Below are 24,555 nucleotides of genomic sequence, written 5' to 3'. Positions count from 1 at the left end.
GTCACATAAACCTCGGTTTGGACGGGTCGTCCGGCATTAAGCCGTAACGGGTTACCTCATCGTTCCATGCCTCCTGGCTGATATAGGTCTCGAAGTTCTTCCGGTACTGCTTATCAGGCGTAGACTCCACATAAAGCGGGATATGCTCCAGTGCCGTTTCCCTGCAATGATTTTTCAGGTTCGACCATCTCCTTTCGCTCGTTTTGCGGTTGCCTTTCATGCCGTACATCCGCCAGGCTTGTTCAAACGGAAATTTTTCCTCAGTCACACAAGATATAGATTTATCTATATCTATATTCTTGTTATCATTCTTGTTAATGGATGGGCTATTCGTCAATCTTTCGTGGGTCGCCCGTCCTTTCTTCACCGGTATGCCCGTGGTTCCTTCGTAATTGTCGGGGTTCTGGTAATAATCATAATTACAGATCGTTATCAGGATGCCCCGTGGGTACTTTCGTGTGGCGATCCGTCCGGCTGTTCGCAGGGCGTTCATGGTATGCTTCACCTGAGATTCGCTGTAACGCCCTGTACGGGCCCCAACCGTCCATGAAAGGGCCTCCCGGATCTCCCGGTAACTGCGGAACAGTTGACCCCGTTTTACCAGGTACCCGCCATACTCCGTATCCGAACTGTTGGCTTCCCTGAGCAGGTATGCCCAGGTCTCGCGCACACAGGGGGGAGACTTCGATATGGCGCTCTCACTGATGGCTCGCGGCTGCAAGATATAACCGCCTTTTATTGTCATTGTTTTTATTGTTATGATTAGATTTTGTTATATACCAGGTAAGTGTAATAGTCCGGCTTAACCATTCTGCCCTCCTTCCTCTAAACAGAATGCTAACAGTTCAATATATCCGAGATTCTTATCCCTGAATAATTCATGCGTCAACGTCTTCATGTATTCAATACTCGTTATACCTATAATTTCATTCCTGACTGCTACCACAAGGCCACAGTCCAGCGGTTTTCCGTCAAAGCTGCAACTGACCGGGCGTTTTGTTATCCAGCGTTTTTGTGCCCGGCTGTAATGGATGCCCCACCTTTCATAAATGTCCGCAGACCGTTGTATAATTACTTTCTTTACCATCTTTTTTTATTTTAATGATTATGGATTTATCTTCTGTTCTATTCCCCGGATGCCTGCAATTGCCTGATAACGCTATGCAATAATTCATTCTCAGTCCTCAGCGCCCTTATTACCTCATCCTTCGATTCCAGTTGTCCGGCGACAAGCGATTTTACATCGATGTTGAAGTTGTTTACCGTCATATTGATACTGCAATTATCACCCGCCTGGATCACATCCGCCTGTATGATCATCTCCGTATCCTTACCGCCTTTTGCCAATGTCCCGCCCATAGCCTTTTATTTGTTATATACCAGGTAAGTGTAATAGTCCGGCTTGTCCTTCCCGTTGTTATAACAGGACAGGATTTTGATACAGGCTTCCTTTACCCCGCAGAGGGACAATATCCTTTCTTCCGGCAGTTCAGGCCGGCTGATAATAGCTGTATCCGGCATTTTGAAAAAGTCATGCACCGCTTCCCCTTTCGATACCTCATCGCCTGTAACGTATATCACTTTTGTTTCCATCATTTACAGTTTAGATATATTTATCCTGTTATCCCGTTTTCTTCCATGACCCTGGCTACTTCACGGCTGACGGCTTCCTTCAGGAACACACGTTTCTTACTGGGCAGGATAAGCGTATCCCCCGGACGGTTGAACTTCTTCCCCTCGCGGATATGCTGCTGGAGCGTGGAACGCGCGATACACAGGCACAGCAGGCATTCCCCGTAAGACATATAGTTGTCTTTGAGGTAGTTGTAATCGTTCTCTGTTAACGGCATAATCTTTATATTTATAAGGTTATTATTTGGATACATAAACTCCTGTCGTTACATTTGCGGTGTGTGAAGCCGTTAAGGTTTATGACGGTTGTTTATATCCGTTTATTTGCTTTTATTATGCAAATATATTCCAATAGTGGATTATATTTGGATTAAAAGCATTATATTTGTGTCATGATTAGATTAATTTAACTTTTATATAAATGAAGGATTTTAAATTTCGGTTAAATGAGGCGATGGAAATGCGGCGCATATCCCGGTACAGGCTGGCTAAGGATTGCCATTTGTCTGCTACAACCATCACAAACTGGCTGGAAGGGAAGACCCTCCCTGACAAAACAAAGATCCGGGCGGTAAGCGAATATATGGACATTGATTCAAACTGGCTGCTGACAGGTGAGGGGAATATGATTTCCGGGACTCTCGGACAGCCAAAGGAAGATACGGACACAGGGGAAGATAAATGTATCTGTGGTAAACGGGAGACCCGTCCCCGCATCCCGCTGAATGCTGCGGCGGGGGCTCTGACCTGTGCGATGGATGGCGTCAGGATGTGTGATTGCGAACAAATCCCGGTAGTCAGCATATTCCCGGAATACGACTTTACGATGTTCATCAAAGGGGACAGCATGTACCCCCATTATGAAAGCGGTGATGAAATAGCTTGCAGGAAGATAAAAGGCTCGCAGTTTATACAGTGGGGCAAAGTGCATGTGCTGGATACTACGCAGGGACTTATCATCAAAAGGATATACGATGCAGGCGACAGCATCAGGTGTAACTCGTTTAACCCGGATTATCCGGACTTCGGGATACCGAAAAGTGAAATTTACTCCATTTGTTTGGTAGTGGGGCTATTGAGGCTGTAAGAACGAAAATGGATGATGTCCGGGAAAGCAAAAGAATGGTTGTTGCTAATACCGGAAAACAAATGTATCTTTACATAATCAATCTCATCAGGCGAATGTTATTTTCCGCATTTTTGTTACCCAGTTGTTACTCGCCATTTTCAAAAAGTAGGCTTATGTATTTATTATCAATTGATTACAAATACCATTTACCTTTATTACCTTTTTAACAGTTACGAGTTACTTCGCCCTGCGAGCAGTTACAAGTTACAGGTTGTTAACTGTTGACTGATGACTGTTAACTGAAAAGTCGTTTCGCTCCATTTGCTAATATGCTAATTTACCAATTTGCTAATTGAATTGACATAATTAAAATAACCATGAACAAGACATCTGTACTTCTGACAATTACACTTTGCCTGTTAAGCATTTCGGCGATTGCACAGAAGCGTATTTTTATGATCGGTGACTCCACTATGGCCGATAAAGTTTTATTTAAAACAGTTACCGACAGCATATCGGGTGATTCCATATGTGAACCTTTTCCTGAAAAGGGATGGGGACAGCTTCTTCCGGCCTTTTTCAATGATAATGTTGAAATAAAGAATTATGCAAAAAACGGCCGTAGTTCGCGTTCTTTTATTGCCGAAGGCCTGTGGCGGCAAGTCATAGATAATATAAGTAAAGGAGATTATCTGATTATACAGTTCGGACATAATGATGCTTCTATAGAGAAGAAAGAACGTTATACGACTCCGGAGGAATATGTGAAAAACTTTACAATGTTTGTAGAAAAAGCCAAAGCGAAAGGAGCAAAACCGATCATCTGCACATCGGTGGTAAGACGAAGATTCGATAAGAGTGGAGCATTCCGGGATTCGCATGGTGAATATCTCGATTTGGCACGGGGTGTAGCCAAAAAGGAAAAGACACCGATGATAGATATGTATGAAAAGAGCAAAGCTTTAATCACCGGGCTAGGTGACGAAGGCTCCAAACCATTATTTCTGCATTTGAAGCCGGGAGAAAACAGGAATTTCCCGAAAGGGAACACCGATAATACACACTTCAACGAAAAAGGAGCTACAGCAATGGCAGCCTTGTTTGTAGAAGGGCTTAAAGAACAAAATATAAAGGATTTAGTTAAAGAGTTGAAATAATGAATATAACAAAGAAAACGATTATAGGCTTTTTGTTTTGTATTATACCATTCGGTATCTCGGCGCAAGACTATGTATCTAAGGTATGGGTATCTGACTTAGGAAACGGCAACTATAAGAATCCTGTCTTATATGCCGATTACTCCGACCCTGACGCCTGCCGTGTAGGGGATGATTATTATATGACTGCATCCAGTTTCAACTGTATACCGGGACTACCGATCCTGCATTCAAAAGATTTGGTAAACTGGACTATTATAGGCTATGCTATAAATAAGATGCCCAAAGATGCTTCGTTCGGAAAAGGCGTGAATCATGGAGGTAGTGTATGGGCTCCGGCTATCCGCTATCATAAAGGCGAATTTTATATTTACTACGGCGATCCCGATTTAGGGATATTTATGACTAAAGCCAAAGACCCTGCGGGAGAATGGGAACCATTAACATTAGTAAAAGAAGGTAAAGGATTAATCGACGCCTGCCCGCTATTCGATGATGACGGACAAGTATATCTGGCGCATGCCTATGCAGGAAGCCGCGCAGGAATAAAGAGCCTGCTGGCCGTTACCCGCCTGACACCCGACGGCAAAAAGGCAGTAGGTGAATCGAAGATAATATATGACGGACACGATATAGACCCCACAATAGAAGGCCCTAAGTTCTATAAAAGGAATGGCTATTATTATATATTCGCCCCTGCGGGAGGTGTTGCTACCGGATGGCAATTAGCCATGCGTTCGGGAAATATATTCGGCCCATATGAAAGAAAGGTAGTAATGGATCAGGGTAAAACTGTAATAAACGGACCGCATCAGGGTGCATGGATAGACACGAAAACAGGCGAAGACTGGTTTCTTCATTTTCAGGATGTAGGAGCATTCGGACGCGTTATGCATCTGCAACCGATGATATGGAAAAATGACTGGCCTGTAATTGGCGAAGATAAGGATGGCGACGGCTGCGGTAACCCGGTACTGACTTATAAAAAGCCAAATGTAGGACAAGCATATCCGGTTGCCACTCCTCCCGAGAGCGATGAGTTTAACTCAAACACACTAGGCTTGCAATGGCAATGGCATGCAAACCCTCAGTCATGGTGGTATTTCACCAATCAGGAAAAAGGCTGTCTTAGCCTGTATTCGGTTCCGGTAGCTAATGACTATAAGAGCCTGTGGGATGTGCCGAACCTGCTGTTGCAAAAAACACCAGCTCCTGCTTTTATTGCAACGGTGAAACTTACATTCAGGCCAGATGCACGCTTCTATGGCGAACGTACAGGATTGGTAGTAATGGGTATAGATTATGCCCTACTCTCTTTCGAAAACACAAAAGATGGATTCGTATTATCTCAGAATGAATGTATTAATGCTGAGAAAGGGAATAAAGAGATTGTCAATGAATCCATAACAATGAAAGAATCTACAATTTATCTGAGGGTGAAGGTTATAGCCGATGCTACCTGGATCTTTAGCTATAGTACGGACAACAAGAGATATACAGACTTAGGTAAAAGCTTTAAAGCAAAAGAAGGTAAATGGATTGGAGCAAAAATCGGTACATTCTGTACACGCCCTGTTCTAAAGAATGATGGAGGGCGTGTCGATATAGATTGGTTCAGGATTACTGAATAAATGTTCTTTAGTTCAGATTGTTTTTAGGTTTTATTGGGAGGTGGAGGCAACTACTACTCATTGCCTCTCCCTCCTTGTATAAATGGCTTTTAAAACTCTGATATCTCACTCAATTCGGTCTTGAATCCCTTTACATCCGATAATACATACGGCTCTACACCTTTGGCTACTTTAGCCCGGTAGTTAATCAAACGGCAACCATCCACATCTTTCATCCAAATGGAAGGACGGTAATCCGGCGTCATAAAATCGACCTGCACATTATTGAGTTCTATATTACGTGCATGACGGATAAAGAAGCCCGACGCAGGTATGGTTCCGAACATCCACGGCTCCGGATATAAGCTCTCATTTTCGGGAGGAGTAAGCTTCGCATCCTCCGCCGTGCCGCCACCCTTATATAATATGCGGATATCCGACAGAGTCACATCTTCGATATGATAATCAGGCACACCGCTAATAATAGAAGCATAGCGTGAATCGGCATTATAGACATTGACATTACTGATCGTTATCCTCGACATGCGCCCCATAGGAGTACCTTTCGGACTTCTCATTCGCGAGCCCAGACGAAGAAAGATAGGAGCGTTCACTATATCCCGCATTGTAATATTGCTGATAACGATATCCTCCAGAAAGCCTCCGTCCACCGTTTCGAGGGCAAGACCACGGCAACGTTCGAATACACAATTGGATATGCTGATATTCCTGAATCCCCCGCTCGACTCCGTGCCCAGCTTTATGCGTCCGGTTACATACCCCTGATCCGGGGCTTGTGGCTCATCCCGCCGGAATGTACCGTCTATTAGCGAACCCTTGTCGTATCCGCTTACATAGCAATTAGTTATGGTTATATTCTCCGTATCCCGGAAAAATCCTAAGCCATAGCTGCTTTTCAGTACGATAGCATCATCCCACGGTGAATTTACCGAACAATCCGATATACGGACATTGCGGCAGCAATCTATATCGAAGCCATCCCTGTTTGTATCCACTTTTACATTGTGGATGGTCATATTATCCACGCCTGTAGCCAATAGCGCAAAATGTCCGCAGTTGACCATCGTCACGTCTTTAAGGATTACATTGCGGCATAGTTTCAAGCTCAACGCCTTATTCCCCACTCCGGGCAGCCGGCTTTCTTCGCGGGTAAGCCCGCGTCCGTCTATCATACCCTGACCGCAAACTGTTATGTTCCCGAGTTCTATCCCCCATATCAGGCTATTCTTCCAATGACTATGGCCGAAATCCTGAAAGCGGTTATGTTCATTATCCTCTGCGAGATCATATCCTGATGCTTCTCCGGGATAAGCGGCCAATAATACAGACCCGGCATCCAGATAAAGCGTTATATTACTTTGCAGACGAACAGAATAACTCAGGTATGTACCTGCAGGAAAGAATATTGTTCCTCCCCCGTTCCTTGCGGCATCTTCAATAGCCCGGTTTATAGCCGGCGAATCTATTTGTATGCCATCACCCTTTGCCCCGTAATCTTTTACATTATAAAAAACGGATGCATTCAAATTCAAACAACTGAAAATCAACAATATAAAAAATACATATTTCATAACATTCATTCTAACGGCATTAAACGGAATGTCCGCAATTCGGAAGCATTCCCGTACATTGTATGATGTCTCGACAGATTCCAGAATCCATCTTTCTCTTTTCCCTGACTATTATCATAATCGATAACAGCCCAGCAAAGGCCGATCAGTTTATCCTCCCACAATTCGGAAGCGACCGAATGATCCGCTCCTTTGGGTGAAGCATAATCGAACGGAGTTATATAAAACTCAAGTATAAGCTTACCACTTTCGCCCTCTTTGAAATTATAGTTGTATGCATAACCGGAATAAGGCTTCTCCCTGAGCCACTGCTGCGGGCCCCAATACATGCACCAATCCCCATTTTTGGCCGGGGTGTATATATGATAATTCTGAGCATGCCGCCCGTGAAACAACAGCCAGGCATCTTCCTTACTTACATCCCGGAACGGATAAAACTTATCTATAAAGGGGCCACCCGACCGGTCGCCGTCTATTACAACTTCGAATATATCGACCATAAGATCGTCACGCGCAAAAGACCAGTAATCGTCATAAGCTTCGTAAAGGAAGTATAGCCTGTTCAGGCCTTTCACCCATCCTACTTTCACTTTTATGTCCAGATTCGTCTCATCAGGGCGGCTGTGCTTCCCTTCGTCCTCGGTCATAGATTCCATGCCTATAGTATAGCTATCGGGCACAATATCCCAGTCATCTGTGTTTCCGTCTATCCGTGGAATTCTGTCTGACGGGAAACAAAATACACTGAACACCGTATCGGTCTGCCCCCATAGAGGACTGATAGACATATATTGTATGAAGAGTATAAATACAGCAATACTCTTTTTCATATCATTCACTAATTATACCGGCCGTCTCTTTCCGGAAGAGTGCAGGTAACATATAATGGTTATAATCAGCCTTTTCGTTTTGCCGGTATATACAGAAGTACTCTTTCTGTCCGCTTTTCAGAGGCAAAACAGCCGCTAAAGCCGGAGCATCCGTCTTTTTCCCCGATTCGAAGAAAGAGAGTGGAGACTGTTGCATATAGGCATCCGACAAACGGATTTCGGAAGAAACCGGCATGACAGCATTGATCGTTTTCAGTTTCATACTCTGCCCGTAATACAAAGTAAAGGCTGTCCACTCCACACTGAACACATTATACTTACAGTAAACCGGCCTTAAACTACCATTACCTGTCTTTTCCAATACCTCTCCATAAGCTCCTCCGTACGACCAGAACAGGGAAATATCATCCGGTATTTTTACAGCGGAGACCTCTATGATAACTCCGTCCGAAGAACTCAACGCGACCGCATTTACAGTAATTTCTCCTCCTTTCAATACCGGATCGGAAAGCCTGTATGTCAATTGCCTGCCGGACTGCTTTACATTTTTTACTTTAAAATCTCCCAGCCATTTACTGCTCTGTCCTTGTACAATCCCGAACTTTAAATTTCCGGCCATTTCGGGTAAAAGGAAGGAAAATTCGGGATGTGCGGCGCCTTTTATTTTCGCCTCTTTATTTACTCCATTCAGGGTATAAGGAAAATCCGTTTCTATAGCCACAACACCTGACGGGAAATGAACATTTTCACTATTTTTGATTATAACAGGCTCCCGGTTCTTCGCTTTTATATTTATATTGTCAAATTTCCAGTCTCTTGCATATCTGACATCGCCTATCCTGTCTACATTGGCATCTATATCACTGAAGTTGAAATTCTTCATCAGAGAAGTTTCACTCCCTTCCACACTCATAAACGTTTTCGAATTCCGTACCTTAAAACCGGATAGATATATATTATTGAAGTAGGGCATCCCTTTGTCCGGTTCCACTTCTTCAAGCATTTTCGCCCAATGTTCAGGTATTTCTTTGTCCGTATATTCTTTGGGCAGGGATGAATAGCTATATGATGGGTTCCAGTTCATTGTCGCTTCAAACACCGTTCTCACATTATCCATTTCTACATTCTTTATATAGATATGTTCAGTAGTGCCACCCCTGTTCATCGCTGATTTAAGGCGGATACCTACCGTTGTTCCCTTCGCTTTCAACCCTTCGGCAAGCACATGACGGATACCGCCCGAAGTCTCACTGCCGCATGTCAGCAAGCCGCCACCTGCACGCGATATACAATTGCGTATCACGATATATTCGGTAGGACGGTTTACCCGTAGACCATCGGCATCACGCCCCGATTTGAGACAAAAATTATCATCATTACAATCTATATCGCAGTTTTCTACTAATATATAGGATGATGAATCTATATCCACCCCATCCGTACTCGGCCCATGCCCTCCCACGTTGTTTTGGATAATAACCCCGTCTACAGTGCAATAAGACGAATAGAGAATCTGTATAGTCCAGAATCCCGCCTGACGAAAAGTAAGTCCCTTTACCGTTACATCCGACGATTCGGAAACCAAAAGTGTACGCGGGCGTTTACAATCGTAATCCACAATCCACCTTAACCCCTTAGCTTCGTAATCCTTGCGCATCGCCCAGTAGGAAGCCCAAAATACTTTACCTTGTGCATGTACCACACCTTCTCCGCTCACCATCACGTTTTTTTGTCCCAGAATATTTATTAACGCCGATGGCCACTGCATCTCTATCCCCGCAACCCGTGTATTCATCTCGGGATAATCTTTCAGATCGGTACTGCCGAGTAGAGTGGTACGCTTAGGAATAATAAAATGAACTCCTTCTTTCAGATAAACAGAGCCTGTAAGATATTTTCCCGGAGAAAAGGTAACAGTTCCGCCACCATTTCCGGCACATTCGTCGATGGCCTTCTGAATAGCTTTTGTATTCATTGCAATACCATCGCCCACCGCACCATAGTCGGTTACATTATACGACCTGTTATTTTTCGGTAAATTTCTCGCACCCGTTTTCCCTACCCAGTTCAATTCGGGGATACGGCTCGCATAAGTCATGCAAGTCACATATAAACAGATTATTAAAATGAAAAAACGAATACTATTTATCATAATTATATTTATTAGCCCCCTAGCCCCCATAGGGGGAACTTTTAATACAGCTGTATTCTCTTTGTGGCTTCCCAAAAGGAGCAGCGCTAAAAAGGTAACACATGTAACAACTTTTACAGTGAACAGTTAACAGTCAACAACTCGTAGGATGTAAAAAACCTTTGCGCCTTTGGTCTTTGCGTGAAACAAAATAAACAGGCTGCCTTTTCCGTAACTTGTACCCTGCTGGCGCGGACTTCCAGTCCGTGTCTTGTTGACAGGGCAAAAATGTTTGCTATGCAATACACAGACGGGACGTCTGCCCGAGCGAGGTGTTTACTCGTAATTCGTAACTTGTAACTGTTAAAAGGTAACAAAGGTAACACATATTACATATTTTAAAACCTGTAACATTTCACTCATTATCAACACTTTGACAACACTGTATAGATAAAATTGTTACTTTCCGATCACATTATTTCTTCCGGCTCTGAGACTTTGCCAGTTTCATCATTTCTATACCCGTATCGATGATAAGCCCCAGCCCATGCTTTTCGTTCTCGCCTACCGGACGGTTGTAATAGAAAGGCAAATCGTCGGTGATTCCCGTACCGACACATACATTCCTGAAATGCCCGTCTGCTGTTATCTGCTTTTCTTTCAAGGCCTTCCATGCAATCTGGGCTATAGCGGTATAAGCCGGATCTATCCATTTATTGTTCACAGCCTTAGCAATGCCATAAATATACATGGCTGTAACAGATGACTCGTCATACGATTCAGGCTTATCCAGCAACTGATTCCACATGCCATTTGCATTCTGGTACCGGGATGCACCGACAATCTGTTTTTCAAGCAGGGCTATAAGTTCCCCACGCCTCGGGTGAGTCTCCGGCATTACATCCAGAAGCATCACTAAGGAGACAGTTATCCAACCGTTCGCCCGTCCCCAGAATGCCACACCATTGCGTTTCATATCAGTATAATAGCAATGGTAAAACAGTTGCTTTTCGGGGCACCACAGGTAACCGGCAATATTGATAATCTGGCGTGCTGCCTCATCATAGTATTTCGCTTCCCCTGTCATCTTTGCCATTTGCGACAAAAAGGAGACACTCATATAAACGTCGTCGGCCCAGACCGTCATCTCACGGGGAAATGTCCGGCAAAGCGTACCGTCCGATAAGCGTACCTGCCCATTCATTATATGATCGGCTGCCGTTTCTATATATGTCTTATATTCCGCTCTCTTATCCAGCATATATACATCAATCACCGCCGCGCCCATTGCCCCGCAATCATCCAGTTCCTTTGTATTCCATAATTGTCCGAAAGGCCAGTGCCAATGTTTCCGGTCATTACGGAATGTATTTTTGAAATACCCGTAATTGGCAAAGCCAAAAGCGACATGATTTTTCGCATAGTCCGTATATTTCGGCTCATTGAGGTATTCACCCAGATGCATCATACTCATATCCAGCACTCCATTGGAATAATGCCACTCTGTAAGCGGACTTTTAAACCTGACGTCTTCACCTTTTGGTATCTCCTTTGTACTGTTGTATGTAACTCCGGTGGTGACTCCTACAAACTGTGTCACAGGTTGTTTCAATATATTGTCGGCGACAGCCCTTATACATTCTTCATCGGTACGTTGTTGTCCGAATACCGGGATTGATAATAAAGAGAATACTCCGAGAATGATTGATGCAGTTCGTTTCATATAATTATAAAAGTTTTTATTTCAAGATTTTATGTATCTGTCAATTTTATTCTATTCCATATCAGTTACCGTCCGGTTTTACCATCGAGGAGAATGGAGTGGCCGGAATATCGAATTTATCAGGGTCATCGGGATGAGCCGGATCGAAAGGCCTGACATCTTTTCTGATGTATTTTTTTACAGGCAGGTTATTATCGATCATGCCTTTTAGTATGCACCTGGCTATTTCGGTTCCTCCATAAGGATTGAAATGTGTATTATCAGCCAGCGGTTCTTTCTGATTCGGGAAAGTACCTGCGGGATAATAGACAAAAGCTCGTTTTGAACCTTCCACACCCCAAGCTTCATATAATGTCGCACTCATATTATTGAGGTCGATGAGTGTAATATTTTCTTCTTTTGCCAATTGCCTTACAGCGTCGGGATAATCGCCATGCGTATTTTTCACTTTCCCGTTATCATCAAAGAAGCGGCGGTGCATAGATGTTACCAATACGGGAATCGCTCCTTTTTCGCGGGTTTTACTAGCAAGATATTTCAAATCGCTTTTATAACTTGTATAGGGGCCTTTCCCCTCTCCTTTCTGTTTCTGGTCGTTATGCCCGAACTCGATGAACAGGTAATCGCCTTTTCTCATTTTAGAAAGGAGTTTGGCAAATCTTTTTGAGGCAACGAATGTATTGGCCGCTTCACCCGATTCTGCATAATTGGCTATCGCAATATCAGAGGTAAAGAATCCCGGGAAAATCTGCCCCCAACCGCACCACGGCTCTTCGGCTTCATCCACCACCGTAGAATTTCCTGCAAGGAATATGGTCGGAATATTATCAGCCTTTTCTATTTCTATCTTTGCTACTGCCGGATTCTTCCCGTTAAACTCCAACGTAAGTTTATCGTCCCAAATAAGTTTTCCTGTTTCACGCTTCTTTATCCGCACCGAATCCGTATCTCCGATTTTTGTATTACGAATATTCACGGCAAAAGTATGAGCCGAATATTTACCCTTTGAGGTTTTGATATTGGCAAGCATCAGCCTGCGCGACTCGGCTTTCACGGTTGTGTTGCTTTCACCTTTATTGCTGCCTAATACAACCGTTACTTTATAATTGCCTTCGGGTACATCTACGGAAAAGAAAAATGGATTCCCGTCTATCGGATTTGTATTCAAATCATAACCGTATACCGGGTTTTCACCATAGATAGTATTCGACGGCACAGATGTATAACCTTTTACAGGCTTATCCGTAAAGTTGAATCTATAAGCCGTCTGCTGTCCGAGGACAGTCATCGAACTTAAAAGAAGCAGAAAGATGTAACAGGTTTTTCTCATTTGATATACTGTTTAATCCATATGAAAAACTTCCTGCAACGGAATGGATACGGGCGAGTTATCCGGATTCGTATCCATAATATCAGCCATATAAGCCCACCATTTCTGCACAATCGGATTACCGCCTAAGTCCTGAGAGGAACTATCACCATCAATAACCTGATAACCAAACAATAGATTCGTTTCCTTATCCCAGAAAATCGTATAATCGGATACACCCGTATCTTTGAGTAATTGCTTCAGTTCCGGCCAGATAGCGTTGTGTCTTTTCTCATACTCTGCTTCGAACCCCGGTTTCAAATACATTTTAAAAGCTTGTCTTTTCATGATATGTTATTATTTCAATATATACTGGTTCAAAGAAAAACCATTCAGACTTTGTAAGCCTTCTATTACCGACTGCCCGTTTATGATAGCCCCGTCGTATGTTGTATGCACACTGTCAACGAACAGTTGCTTTCCTTTTTCTTCACCCATGGCATCGCATTTATCAGCCGTGCGATCATTGAGGTCGATAAATTCCACGCCTTCCTGCCGGGCCACTTCTTTTGCCCATTTGGTATATGTTTCGGTCATACGGTTCATTTTTCCGTTTGTCCATCTGTTGCCGGGTGTAGGAGACAGCACAACCGGTATGGCTCCGACCGCTTTCGCCTGACGGATATAGATACGCAGATAGTGACCAAAAGTGAACACTTCTTCGGGGCCTCCGTTACGTTCCATTATTACCACCTGAGACTCATCCCCCGTACCATTGAGTGAAGCACGCGCACGCCCTGTATTCAGAGGGCCGCCATCGTTATGTCCGAACTGTATAAACAGATAATCGCCTTTGCGGATACCCGGCAATACCTTATTCCAGAGATCTTCGGTAAAGAATGTCCGGCTACTGCGTCCGCCTAATGCATGATTTTCTACTGATATACGTGTTGTATCGAAAAATTGCTGAAAGAAGCTTCCCCAGCCCCACTGACCGCCATCACCTTTCCCCCGGCCATTCTTTACGGTAGAGTCGCCGATAAGGAATATCACCGGTGCTTTATCGTTTACCCGTGAGCTGCCTGAGGCGACCGCATCGGGACGTGTAGTGTCCTCTATCCCGAATATAGGGGACTTGGTTGTCTGCGGAGAAGTATAATATTGTATGGCACTGTCATTCATGCGCGGGTAGAATTTTTTCAACAGGTTTATCATTTCCGCTCCTGCCAGTAATACAGGCCCGTAACCATGCGCCGCATATACATTCACCGGACGGTAGTAATAGAATGCCGGATCAAATGCCATGCCTGTACCTACACAAGTACCTTCTACCTCTCCGGCATTGTTTATCTTGGTAGAAACCGCGTTCCAGCCCAGTTGCGCCACCGGACCGTAAGCCAGAGGATCTATCCAGCCTTTGTTTATGGCACGGGCGATACAATATACATATATCGCTGTAGCCGAAGTCTCCGGATACGAATCGTTTCTGTCCAGCAACTGATGCCAGAATCCTTCTCCCGACTGATACGAAGCTATTCCTTTGATATGCGCACGCAGTTGTTCCAGTATGCGTTGCCGTTCAGGATGGTTTTCGGGTAATACATCCAGTACTTCAGTCATAGTCAGCACAGCCCATCCGTTGGCACGTCCCCAGAAAAACGCAGGATGGTCTGCCATAGACTCTACCCAGCCATGCATATACAATCCTTTTTCTTTCACAAACATACGTTCCGAGAATTGTTTGATTTGCTTCACCGCTTCATTATAATATTTGGCGTCCCCTGTCAGTTTTCCCATTTGTACTATCGCAGGGATACTCATATACATGTCGTCGAGCCAGAGCGTGTTCATTTGCGGGCGCTTACGGGCAAATGTGCCGTCGCTCAGGCGGTATTCCTTATACATGATGTAGTTCATATAGTTGTCTATAATGCTTCTCAGCTCATAGTCAGGTTTGTCCGGTTGCAGCTTTATCATCGCGGCACACATAGCGCCTGCGTCATCGAGCGCATGAGGAGTAAGCATCTGTTTCATCTGCGGGTCGATAACCCCGTAATCGTTCATCAGTCTTTTGAAATGAGGAGCGGCATCCGACAATAATCTGAATCTGTCGTCCACATACTTATAATATGCCTTATCACCGGTAGCCTTCGCCACTTCAAGCATTCCGGAATAGGTTACCCCCCATTCATAACTCGCAAGGCGGAAATTACCCCGTTCCAGAATCGCATTTTTGTCCACTTTGGATAAGTCGGTAATTGCCTTATGGCTATCTTTATCTACAACCCGTGCCGGAGTAGCTTCATCCAGATATTTCAGGACCCTGTCCAAGGATGCTTTTATATCCTTTTCGGTCAGTTCCCTGTATGGAGTATTATAATCGGGAGTTAAAAGATGTAATGGCGTATTGAAATCATTTACTTTCTCCTGCTTCTTTTGAGCAAATAAAATGAAACAATTAAATAATAATACGCCCAATATAAATATGTTCTTTTTCATGAGATTTTTTATTACAAATAAAGCTTTTTCCACAGATAGAGAGTATGTAAAATCATTCAAATAGATAGAAATATGGTTCTATTCCTACTTATTTACCGCTTGATCTATATTTACGATCATCAAACTTAACTTCTTCCCATCGGTAAGATAACCGGACTGAATCAATATCCGGGTATTATCCGGACTGAACGACGGATGTGTATGATCCGGCTTCATCCGGTGATTTGCAGTCAACAACTTCCGTTCTCCGGTCATACTGTTTATAAGATAGACTTCCCCTTCGAAATTATCCGATGTTCCCCACTTTCCATCCGAAGTACCTCCGCAATGCCAGAATCCTGAACCGTAATCGAGTTGTCCGAGCAGCTGAACTTCATCAGTTCTCACATTAATGCGGAATAATCCTGTCGGTCTTTTCCGCAAACGGGGTAAATGTCCCATCACATTAAAATATACATGATCCCTGTCTACCCATGTTTCGTGTGTTACCCAATCGTCAGCATCTTCTACAAACAGGGGACGGTTACCCGAGCCATCCGCTTTTGTAATCCACATGCGCTGCGGAGCATCACCCCCTGTTTCCTGACAATATAATATCTCGCCCGCAAGGAAGGGGTTAGCTTGTACATGTCCCATTGTGAAAGGTACATCTACGACAGTAGATATATCACCTGTTTTCAGGTCAATAGCCCTTATACCAGAAGGTACCTGTGCTATACGGAACTCATTATCATCTTCTGCTTTTTCTACTTTTGCACCAATAAGCCGCACACCGACATATGCTTTCGTTTCACCGGCATCGAGTGTAAAACCACCAGACTCCGCCAGATGGGAAGGCAATACTGCAATAGCACGCTCGTAGGCTTCTTTTTGCTTTACCGTATTTCTGTAACTATCATTAAGTAATGAATCGAGATTTAACTCTATCAGTGTTTTTACATTATTCCCTGTTCTGAAATAATATAATTTATTGGAAAGGCGCGCCACATTCAGACTGCCTGTACCTGTACCCTCACCATCTGTCAACTGGATAATCTCCCCGGTCGCCTCCGATACGGCAAATGCCTGTGAATGCTTATCTGCCGAACGGTCGGAAGACCTGAAAACGATATACCTCCCATCCGAAGTCCATTGCGGATGCGTCGGATACAATTTGGCATCGCTATACGTACCGTTTGTAAGTGCCGTTATTGTATATCCGGTACGGGTATCTACCATCACAAATTTCTCAGAAGGAAAACGCTTGCCGATATCCGAAGCCCGGGTAAAAAGTGACAGGCAAAGGAGTACTATTAAGATTGTAGTATATCTATTCATCAATTAAATGTTATATAAACATAGTCCTTAAACTCGCATCCGCGATAAGTCACAGTCAGTTCAACTTTTGTTTTCTTACCTACAGGGATATCTTTTGTTGTTATTTTTCTTATTCTCTCGTTTCCTCCTACCGACCAGCTATATGTGTCATAATCCATTCCTGCATTGAGTTCTATATAATCTTTATCTACAACAATGTCCTTTACGGGAAAACATTTGCCCAAATCGGCTCCGAAATAAAACCCGGGTTGAGTAGGCTGGTTATAAGCCACATTCTGAGTGGCGATACTAATTCTGTAAACAGGGTCTTCGAGAAACGTATGAAACCTGTAATCAGTATCATGTGTAGATACATACAATCTCAGGTTCTTATTGTCTTTTGTCCTGAAAAGCACCTCTTCGCGCCAATCGCCGATAATATCGCCTTGCAGGCACGGAGTAGCTTTCGTCCCATTGTTGGAAAGGCATTCATCGGCAGAGAAAATGACCTTAGAGATCTTGTTTTTATAATCGTACTTTGTAATACTTACTTTATCCAACAACTCTCTCAGCAGATCTCCATCCCACCAGCAAGCCATATTTACCGATACATCCTTTATAGAAGGATTAATGCATTGTCCGTCCACATTGTAAATACCGTTGCTGAAATGCGACCACATCTCCACTCCGGTATGCTCAGGGTCAATATCGGCAGCCATACAGCGCCCTACATCCTCTGAAGATTTTATCTGAAAAAGGACTTCCCCCGTTGCAGCATCACGGTAACTGGAACCATCGCGCCTGTTTTCGTGGCAATCCCAAACCTGCAGTCCTTTTCTGCGGGGATCGAACACAGTCATATGCATCGCATCGCCATGCCCCATCTGTGTGCTATACAGGCCTTTCCCATCATGGTCTATTGCACACGAACCATATATAATCTCATCGCATCCGTCCCCGTCCACATCTCCTACCCTGAGGTTGTGATTGCCTTGTCCGGCATATTTCCCGTTTCCGGGCTGATCGGAGTCAAACACCCAGCGGTTTGTCAGCTTGCCCTTTCGCCAGTCAAAGGCGGCGAGCACTGTGCGTGTATAATATCCACGACACATAACCACACTCGGGTACTCCCCGTCGAGATAAGCGACACAAGCAAGGAAACGGTCTACCCGATTGCCTCTGGTATCGCCCCATACGCTTACATCACCTCTCTGAGGAATATAATCGATTGTAGACATTGCTTCGCCGGTCTGTCCATTGAAGACTGTAAGATATTCAGGCCCTTCTATTATAAACCCGTATTTATTCCGGTAGTCGGCATCAGCCTTACCTATGATATTTCCTTTTCCGTCGACAGTCCCGTCTGCTGTTTTCATAACAATCTCGGCTTTGCCGTCATTGTCCAGATCGTAGACCATAAATTGTGTATAATGCGCACCTGCACGGATATTCCGTCCGAGGTCTATACGCCATAATTTTTCACCGCTCAATTTGTAGCAGTCTATATATACATTTCCGGTATAACCGTTATGTGAGTTGTCATGGGCATTTGAAGGGTCCCATTTCAATATAACTTCATATTCTCCGTCGCCATCGACATCTCCTACCGAAGCATCATTGGGTGCATAGGTATATGTTTGTCCGTCGGGGGTCGCACCCGACGAAGGTATGTCCAATGGAATATTTAAGCAGCCAGCAGGTGCATTAGCCGGTAATGTGTAAGATTGTCCGTCAGCTTCCTTCCCTTTTAGTATTTGTTTCAACTGGTAAGTAAGGGCAACATCCGATTGTATCTTGTCCTCAAAGTATGTTTTTCCCGAAACAGGCTCTGCATTTATCTTTTTCCCGTTTCTGTATATATTAAAAGAAGCGTCTGAAGCATCCGATGAAAGATAACGCCAGCTTATAGAATTTGTATTGCTATTCTTCTTTACTACCACGAGTCCTCTCCCTAACTTCTCCCTTTTGAGCCTAGAATAGTCATAATTGGGTTGGGAGATAATATGTGTGGTAATAAGTAATAATAGGGAAAGTAATAGGTTGTACTTCATACTACTGAATTTTTATTTTATAAATGAGGGTGTGTCAAAAGGGGCACAGTACGATCAATGTGCTACCCTCTTTGTCATCCTGAGTGTAACGAAGGATCTCGATCCTGAGAAACGAGATGTTTCACTCCGTTCAACATGACAAAAAGAAAGTGAAAAATACTTTTGACACACCCTCATTTAAAGATATCCTTAGAAAACAGGCAGATTAATTACCATTCAGGATTTTGCATGGCCTGCTTTTCTCCTGCGGATAAAGATTGTCCGTTTTTAGTTACTGCATCGAGGAAAGTTTGTGGCAATGGACGGAGGTAGTGCTTACTTGCCTTAAAAGCCGAACCTGTAACAACCGAACCGTCATTAAATGCGTTAAACCGTTTTTCAAGCTGTTTGCTACGAGCCAGGTCAGGCCAACGGTGTAATTCACCCATCAATTCACGAGAACGTTCATTCATGATAAAGATCATAAACTTCTCGGCATCTGAACTTGCATTGAGAACATCATAAAATTCTTTTGTGGAATTAAATATATCACTTACCGACGTAAACTGCATTACACTCTTTGTAGAAGCTGTCGTCTCTGGCATATTATTGTTAGATTCGTAATATGTATTTGTTTCCGAATACACTGCAAATCCGGTACCACTCCCGTGTCCGGCGGAATTCTTCTTATAAGCCTGTCCACCATCGATATTTTTACTACGCACTTCCCCATCAGCATATCCGGCTCTCTCACGTAGCTTATTGATATACGGAAGAGCTTCACTGTATTTACCCTGACGGCCATAAGCTTCCGCAACCATCAGATAATCCTCTGCCGAACGGGCCAGTATGCCATCGCGGCATCCGAACTGATCTGCGACTGTAGTACGCGAACCATCACGGAATTTACTTAACGCAACATAACGTGATTTAGTCGCATATGTACCACTGTTACCATGATTCCCGATATATGATTTTTGCTCTCCTTCAAAATAACGGACAAATGTGTGAGGCGCAACAGGATAAAGCTTATTTACCGAATATCTTGTATCACCTGCATCATTCACAATGTAGCGCACAGCTTCTGCTCCTCCTGCAAACTTCTGTTTGTAAGTTGCTTTTCCGGTTTTAGGATCAATACTTTCTATCAAAGACGCATCCGGAATAAAAACTACTTGATTATTAACCTTAACTGTGTCCCATCGAGGAGCGCCTGTTGGATTATTGCAACGATAAGTGGTTATATAGCTTTTCCAAAAACGGGAATCATTTACCCTATCATATACATCAAGGGCATATTCGGTTGTACGTAAACGGGAAAACTCACGGTCACCCGAAATATCCCTCTTCAATCCCGCAAGATTCTGATAAAGAGATGGATAATATAAATGGACCTGATTACCATAACGACCTTTGGATGTGGCATCATTTGAAAACTGGGCGGCTAATACAACTTCCGTTACTTTTTCATTTGCACCGTTAGGTTCCTGATAATTCCACAAATCAACAAAATCATTACATAAAGGACGAGCGGTAATAACCTCCTTAGAAAATTTTATAACATCGTCTAAGTCCTGAGTTTTATAACTACTATTCCATGAATCATTCATTTCACTCGCGCGGAATAAACATGCTTTGGCTATAAAATGAGCTGCCGCCCATTTTGTTAAACGGCCTGTCTCGCTTACGCTGGCCGGGAGTAAATTATAGGCTTCTTTTAAGTCTGATATTACAAGATTGTATGTATCTTCAATACTACCACGTTCAAAATCAGTTTTTGCACCTATAACAGGTTCCTTTACTAAAGGTACTCCTCCGAATTGACAAACCAAACGGAAATAATTGAATCCTCTCATAAAATACCCTTCTCCCAAACGGGTATTATAATTAGCATTACCCGAATCATAATAGAGAGGAACATTCTTTATTAATATATTAGCTGAAGATATGCCGGAATACATATTGTCCCATAGTTCGGGCATTCCGGTACCCCTGCTAGGGTCAAAAGCCGATGTATAACTATTGTAAGGTTCCTGAATCCCGTCATTTGCCACAGCCATCTCGTCCGTCCCGTATTGCCACAAGGTATAGACCCATTCATAGTTGAAATGAAACTCAAGATTTTGATAGAGGCCGATAGAAAGTTTGTCGAGGCCTTCCTGTGTTTCGAAAGACTGCGTACTTTCTGTTGTTATCAATTTCTCATTGAGAAAATCAGCGCTACAAGACGAAAGGCCAAATATTGAGGATGCAATTATCAGCCCCGTATATAATATTTTATATTTATTATTCATAATAAGCATTTATTAAAATCCGACATTAATACCAAAAACAAAACTACGGTTGAATGTAGACCCACCTAAGTCCGGATCGATAAAGTCTATCTTTGAATAAATAAGGCCCGGATTCATACATTGTGCATAAAGCTTAAGATTATTAATACCTAAAGATTTGGTTATTTTTGGAGAGAAATTGTATCCTAATGAGATATTTCTCAATTTGACGAACGAACCGTCGCGATAGCTCATAGTAGATTTTTTATCATCACCGTTTTCGCCTCCCACACCTGGAGCATAATATTCTGCATCTTCATTCACTCCTTCAATCCAGTAGTCAAGTTTACGCATAGCAAAACGGCCGGAAAGAGTTTCCTCTCCTGTACGAACGGTAAACCCAAAACGGCCGTATAAGAAGAACGATAGTTCCCAGTTTTTATAGGTAAATGTATTCAATAGGCCTCCGGACCAGTCAGGACGCGCTTTCCCTACAATTTGCCTGTCATTATTGGCTTCTATATTTCCGTCTCCATTAAGATCCCTGACTTTCAACTGCCCGGGTTCACGACCATATTTTGCAGCTTCTTCTTTTTCGCTGGTTTTCCACACACCGTCGTAGACATAGTCATAATACGAGCCTATAGACTCTCCGACAAACCATCCGTTGGCTATATCCTGAGTCTTTCCATCTGCCAACTCTGTAATCTTATTTTTATCAGCAGAGAACGTAACAGACGAAGTCCATCCAAAATCTTTTGTTTGTATATTAGTTGTATTTAAAGTGATATCAATCCCTTTATTTTCAGTCTTTCCTACATTTGCCCAGGTTCTCAAATAGCCGGTCAGAGAAGGTAAACTTTTTGTCATCAACAGGTCTGAGGTTTTCGATTTATATAAATCGATAGAGCCTCCTATACGTCCTTTCAGGAAAGAGAAGTCTAAACCCAGATTATATTGGGTAGTCTTTTCCCATCCCAATTCCGGATTTGCCATTACTACCGGATCTTTTGCAGAAGGGTCTGATGCGACCATACCATTTACCGTAACGTCTCCGAAATGGTAATAGTTAGGAGCAATAGCACCTTTTGTCGCATATGCATCAATTGCCGAGTTTCCTGTAATACCCACACCTAAACGAAGTTTAAGCAAGTTGATCCAACTCATCTCTTTCAGAAATTCTTCCTGCTCTGCTCTCCAACCCAAAGCTGCAGATGGAAAGAAATCCCATTTATGCCCCTCTGCCAATTGAGACGCTCCGTCCCAACGCCCGGAAGCCGTAAGAAGATATTTATCTGAAAATGCATAATTCATACGAACCATATATGATTGGAGAGATGTTTCTGTGAGATACGTTCCATAGCTTTGGATATCGCTTTTCGAAGCAATGTTATACCAGAGTTCCTGTGATGAATTAACATAGCTTCTCATATTTGAACCTTCCAGATGATAGGCTGATGCACTTTGCAATAAAGTAAGACCTAAATTATGCTTGCCAATAGTCTTGTCGTAATACAACAGATTGTCCAGAGTCCATGAGCGTTTGGTTTCAGTATTGTACTGAGCCAGATTTTTCCCATCCCCATTTATAGATTCAGCCGGATCGGCTATACCTGTACGACCATAACGGAAATCGGGTCCGAACTGGAAACGGTACCGCAGTCCGTCCAATACCTCTGCCATCTTTCCCATATTCAATTCGGCATAAAAACTACCGAAAGCACGAAGATTCTGCCGTTGATTGTTACAATATTCAGCCTCTCTTATCGGGTTGATGATATTTACGTCTCCTCCCGGATTTCGGATATATCCCCCATTATCATCATAAGGTACAGTCCAGGGTAGCATACCTTGCAAAGCAAAATAGAGATTGGATGCACCCGTTGTACTCTTGCGAAAGTTATAACCATACTCCTGGTCTCCCCATGTGACATTCATGCTACCCCCTAATTTGAACCAATCGTTCGCTTGCATATCCACACTCGTTTTTGCAGTATATCTTTGATAACGTTGTCCCGGTTGCGTGCCGTCCTGATTTAAATATCCAAAGGAGAAATAAGCCTGCATTTTATCAGAACCTCCGCTGGCACTAAGTGTATGCTCGTGAGTAAAAGCCGTTTGAAGACCTGCGTCTGTCCAATCATAAGTAGGGACAAGGCTCCCATCCCAAGAACCGCCGGCCCATCCTTTTTTGAATTGAGCCCATGCATAAGGATCTTGTCCATATACCTTTTCATCATTCTCCATCGAAATAGTTGTAGATCCATTATATGTGCCTGCTTTTATCTTTGCCGCACGGCTATAATCAATCCATTCCTGAGAATTCATCATTTCCAGTCGGTCATGCATATTTTCCACGGAAAAAGTTCCTGAATAATTTATTGAGACTTTACCAGTCTTACCTCTCTTCGTTGTAACAAGAATTACCCCATTGGCACCTCTTGACCCATAAATAGCTGCAGCCGAGGCATCTTTAAGAACATCCACCGACTCTATATCGCCCGGATTTAAATTTTCAATACCTAATCCCTGTAATGGAATACCATCCACTACATATAAAGGGCCATTAGTCGCATTGATAGAGCGTTCACCACGTACACGTATAGAACCTGCTTCTCCCGGACGTTCATTAGAAGTTATATCTACTCCGGCTAGCTTTCCCTGCATAGCTTGTAAAACATTTTGCACAGGCATAGCTTTCATTTCTTTCTCGCCGACTCTCACCATAGCTCCGGTCACATCACTTTTCTTCTGAACTCCATATCCAACGACGATTACTTCATCCAGCATCTGTGTATCTTCCTGAAGTACAATCTTAATATGTGTCTGTGATCCTACCGTAATATTCTGCTCAATATAGCCGATGAGCTTTATATTGAGTACATCCTGGGCGCTTGCCACAACAGAAAAATTTCCATCATGATCAGTCACCGTTCCTTTTGTTGATCCTTTTACTGTTATTACAGCTCCGATTACACTATCTCCCAGATCATCGACAACTGTACCGGTTACAGTCTTTGTCTGCGCAAAAACTAATGTCGACATAAAAATGAGAATCAATGTCAACATACCTCTGGCTCTTAAGAGCCGTTTTCCATGGTAATTCCTCATAAATATTAATTTAAAATGGTAATTGAGTTTCGTGTGTTTAAATTCTTTTCGCTTTAGATTCTAAAAATTCCAACACCAGGTTTTTCATATTTCGATTTACAGCAGCAAAACTAAGATTAACATATTTTCAGAAAAATGTATTTTTGTTCATAGTTATGGAAATTCATCATTGATATTCCAAAACATACAATACCATAAAAACACAAATTCCGAAAATTGTTTATAGGAAACGGTTACAAGCCAGACTTTCGCAGATTGCAATACAAAGGAACATGACATCTGTAAAATCGTTC

Annotated in this window: 19 protein-coding genes and 1 pseudogene; 3 read left to right on the top strand and 17 right to left on the bottom strand. The window is 43.1% G+C overall.

Translation table 11 applies throughout. The features are described 5' to 3' along the window. Position 1 precedes the first annotated feature (1 nt). Genes ACYQ3L_RS25540 through ACYQ3L_RS25520 form a run of 5 tightly spaced genes read right to left on the bottom strand, consistent with a single transcriptional unit; the run spans position 2 to position 1,850 of the window. Complete coding sequence (locus ACYQ3L_RS25540) at positions 2 to 745, bottom strand: hypothetical protein (RefSeq protein ID WP_459952269.1); 744 nt, start codon at positions 743 to 745, stop codon at positions 2 to 4. Between the two features lie 57 nt (positions 746 to 802). Beyond that, positions 803 to 1,087, bottom strand: coding sequence for a hypothetical protein (locus ACYQ3L_RS25535; RefSeq protein WP_379998105.1), 285 nt, complete (start codon positions 1,085 to 1,087; stop codon positions 803 to 805). A gap of 38 nt (positions 1,088 to 1,125) precedes the next feature. Then, complete coding sequence (locus tag ACYQ3L_RS25530; RefSeq protein WP_379998103.1) at positions 1,126 to 1,359, bottom strand: hypothetical protein; 234 nt, start codon at positions 1,357 to 1,359, stop codon at positions 1,126 to 1,128. A 6-nt stretch (positions 1,360 to 1,365) separates the two neighbouring features. Then, entirely contained in the window at positions 1,366 to 1,596 is a 231-nt protein-coding gene (locus tag ACYQ3L_RS25525) for a hypothetical protein (protein ID WP_379998101.1), read from the bottom strand. 17 nt (positions 1,597 to 1,613) lie between these two features. Beyond that, positions 1,614 to 1,850, bottom strand: coding sequence for a hypothetical protein (locus ACYQ3L_RS25520; protein ID WP_459952266.1), 237 nt, complete (start codon positions 1,848 to 1,850; stop codon positions 1,614 to 1,616). Between the two features lie 203 nt (positions 1,851 to 2,053). Here ACYQ3L_RS25520 and ACYQ3L_RS25515 point away from each other — a divergent pair, with 203 nt between their 5' ends. From ACYQ3L_RS25515 to ACYQ3L_RS25505, 3 genes are all read left to right on the top strand, one after another. Next, positions 2,054 to 2,719 carry an XRE family transcriptional regulator gene (locus ACYQ3L_RS25515; RefSeq protein WP_459952513.1) on the top strand — a complete coding sequence of 222 codons (666 nt, stop codon included), beginning with the start codon at positions 2,054 to 2,056 and terminating at the stop codon, positions 2,717 to 2,719. 359 nt (positions 2,720 to 3,078) lie between these two features. Continuing rightward, on the top strand, positions 3,079 to 3,858 hold the full coding sequence (locus tag ACYQ3L_RS25510; RefSeq protein ID WP_379997741.1) for a rhamnogalacturonan acetylesterase: 780 nt from the start codon (positions 3,079 to 3,081) through the stop codon (positions 3,856 to 3,858). Beyond that, positions 3,858 to 5,489 carry a glycoside hydrolase family 43 protein gene (locus ACYQ3L_RS25505; protein ID WP_379997739.1) on the top strand — a complete coding sequence of 544 codons (1,632 nt, stop codon included), beginning with the start codon at positions 3,858 to 3,860 and terminating at the stop codon, positions 5,487 to 5,489. Before ACYQ3L_RS25510 ends, ACYQ3L_RS25505 begins: the two co-directional genes overlap by 1 nt. 89 nt (positions 5,490 to 5,578) lie before the next feature. On the opposite strand, the gene ACYQ3L_RS25500 is transcribed toward ACYQ3L_RS25505, so the two are convergent. The 12 genes and pseudogenes from ACYQ3L_RS25500 to ACYQ3L_RS25445 all read right to left on the bottom strand — a co-directional run bounded on the left by ACYQ3L_RS25500 (position 5,579) and on the right by ACYQ3L_RS25445 (position 24,262). Next, positions 5,579 to 7,060 (bottom strand): rhamnogalacturonidase, encoded by a 1,482-nt coding sequence (locus tag ACYQ3L_RS25500; RefSeq protein WP_379997737.1) that lies wholly within the window; start codon positions 7,058 to 7,060, stop codon positions 5,579 to 5,581. 5 nt (positions 7,061 to 7,065) lie between these two features. After that, the gene (locus ACYQ3L_RS25495) at positions 7,066 to 7,890 is read right to left on the bottom strand and encodes a hypothetical protein (RefSeq protein WP_379997735.1); all 825 of its coding nucleotides are present in this window, start codon (positions 7,888 to 7,890) and stop codon (positions 7,066 to 7,068) included. 1 nt (position 7,891) lies between these two features. Further along, positions 7,892 to 9,988, bottom strand: coding sequence for a DUF4450 domain-containing protein (locus ACYQ3L_RS25490; RefSeq protein ID WP_379997733.1), 2,097 nt, complete (start codon positions 9,986 to 9,988; stop codon positions 7,892 to 7,894). 508 nt (positions 9,989 to 10,496) lie between these two features. After that, positions 10,497 to 11,744: a glycoside hydrolase family 88/105 protein gene (locus ACYQ3L_RS25485; protein WP_379997731.1), complete on the bottom strand. Its 1,248-nt coding sequence runs from the start codon at positions 11,742 to 11,744 to the stop codon at positions 10,497 to 10,499. A gap of 61 nt (positions 11,745 to 11,805) precedes the next feature. After that, complete coding sequence (locus ACYQ3L_RS25480) at positions 11,806 to 13,074, bottom strand: rhamnogalacturonan acetylesterase (RefSeq protein WP_379997729.1); 1,269 nt, start codon at positions 13,072 to 13,074, stop codon at positions 11,806 to 11,808. Between the two features lie 12 nt (positions 13,075 to 13,086). Beyond that, on the bottom strand, positions 13,087 to 13,401 hold the full coding sequence (gene rhaM, locus ACYQ3L_RS25475; protein WP_379997727.1) for an L-rhamnose mutarotase: 315 nt from the start codon (positions 13,399 to 13,401) through the stop codon (positions 13,087 to 13,089). A gap of 9 nt (positions 13,402 to 13,410) precedes the next feature. Beyond that, on the bottom strand, positions 13,411 to 14,106 hold the full coding sequence (locus tag ACYQ3L_RS25470; protein ID WP_379997743.1) for a rhamnogalacturonan acetylesterase: 696 nt from the start codon (positions 14,104 to 14,106) through the stop codon (positions 13,411 to 13,413). A gap of 57 nt (positions 14,107 to 14,163) precedes the next feature. Continuing rightward, a pseudogene (locus ACYQ3L_RS25465) lies at positions 14,164 to 15,552 on the bottom strand (glycoside hydrolase family 88/105 protein); the annotation flags it as partial. A gap of 84 nt (positions 15,553 to 15,636) precedes the next feature. Then, on the bottom strand, positions 15,637 to 16,869 hold the full coding sequence (locus ACYQ3L_RS25460; RefSeq protein ID WP_379997725.1) for an oligogalacturonate lyase family protein: 1,233 nt from the start codon (positions 16,867 to 16,869) through the stop codon (positions 15,637 to 15,639). Then, positions 16,869 to 18,899 carry a rhamnogalacturonan lyase gene (locus tag ACYQ3L_RS25455; protein WP_379997723.1) on the bottom strand — a complete coding sequence of 677 codons (2,031 nt, stop codon included), beginning with the start codon at positions 18,897 to 18,899 and terminating at the stop codon, positions 16,869 to 16,871. Before ACYQ3L_RS25455 ends, ACYQ3L_RS25460 begins: the two co-directional genes overlap by 1 nt. A 209-nt stretch (positions 18,900 to 19,108) precedes the next feature. Then, complete coding sequence (locus ACYQ3L_RS25450) at positions 19,109 to 21,172, bottom strand: RagB/SusD family nutrient uptake outer membrane protein (protein ID WP_379997721.1); 2,064 nt, start codon at positions 21,170 to 21,172, stop codon at positions 19,109 to 19,111. Positions 21,173 to 21,184: 12 nt separating this feature from the next. Continuing rightward, entirely contained in the window at positions 21,185 to 24,262 is a 3,078-nt protein-coding gene (locus ACYQ3L_RS25445) for a SusC/RagA family TonB-linked outer membrane protein (protein WP_379997719.1), read from the bottom strand. Positions 24,263 to 24,555: the final 293 nt, after the last annotated feature.

The organism is Dysgonomonas termitidis, from assembly GCF_054657735.1.
The sequence above is the reverse complement of the archived record's forward strand: the minus strand, read 5'-3'. Positions and strand labels throughout refer to the sequence as shown.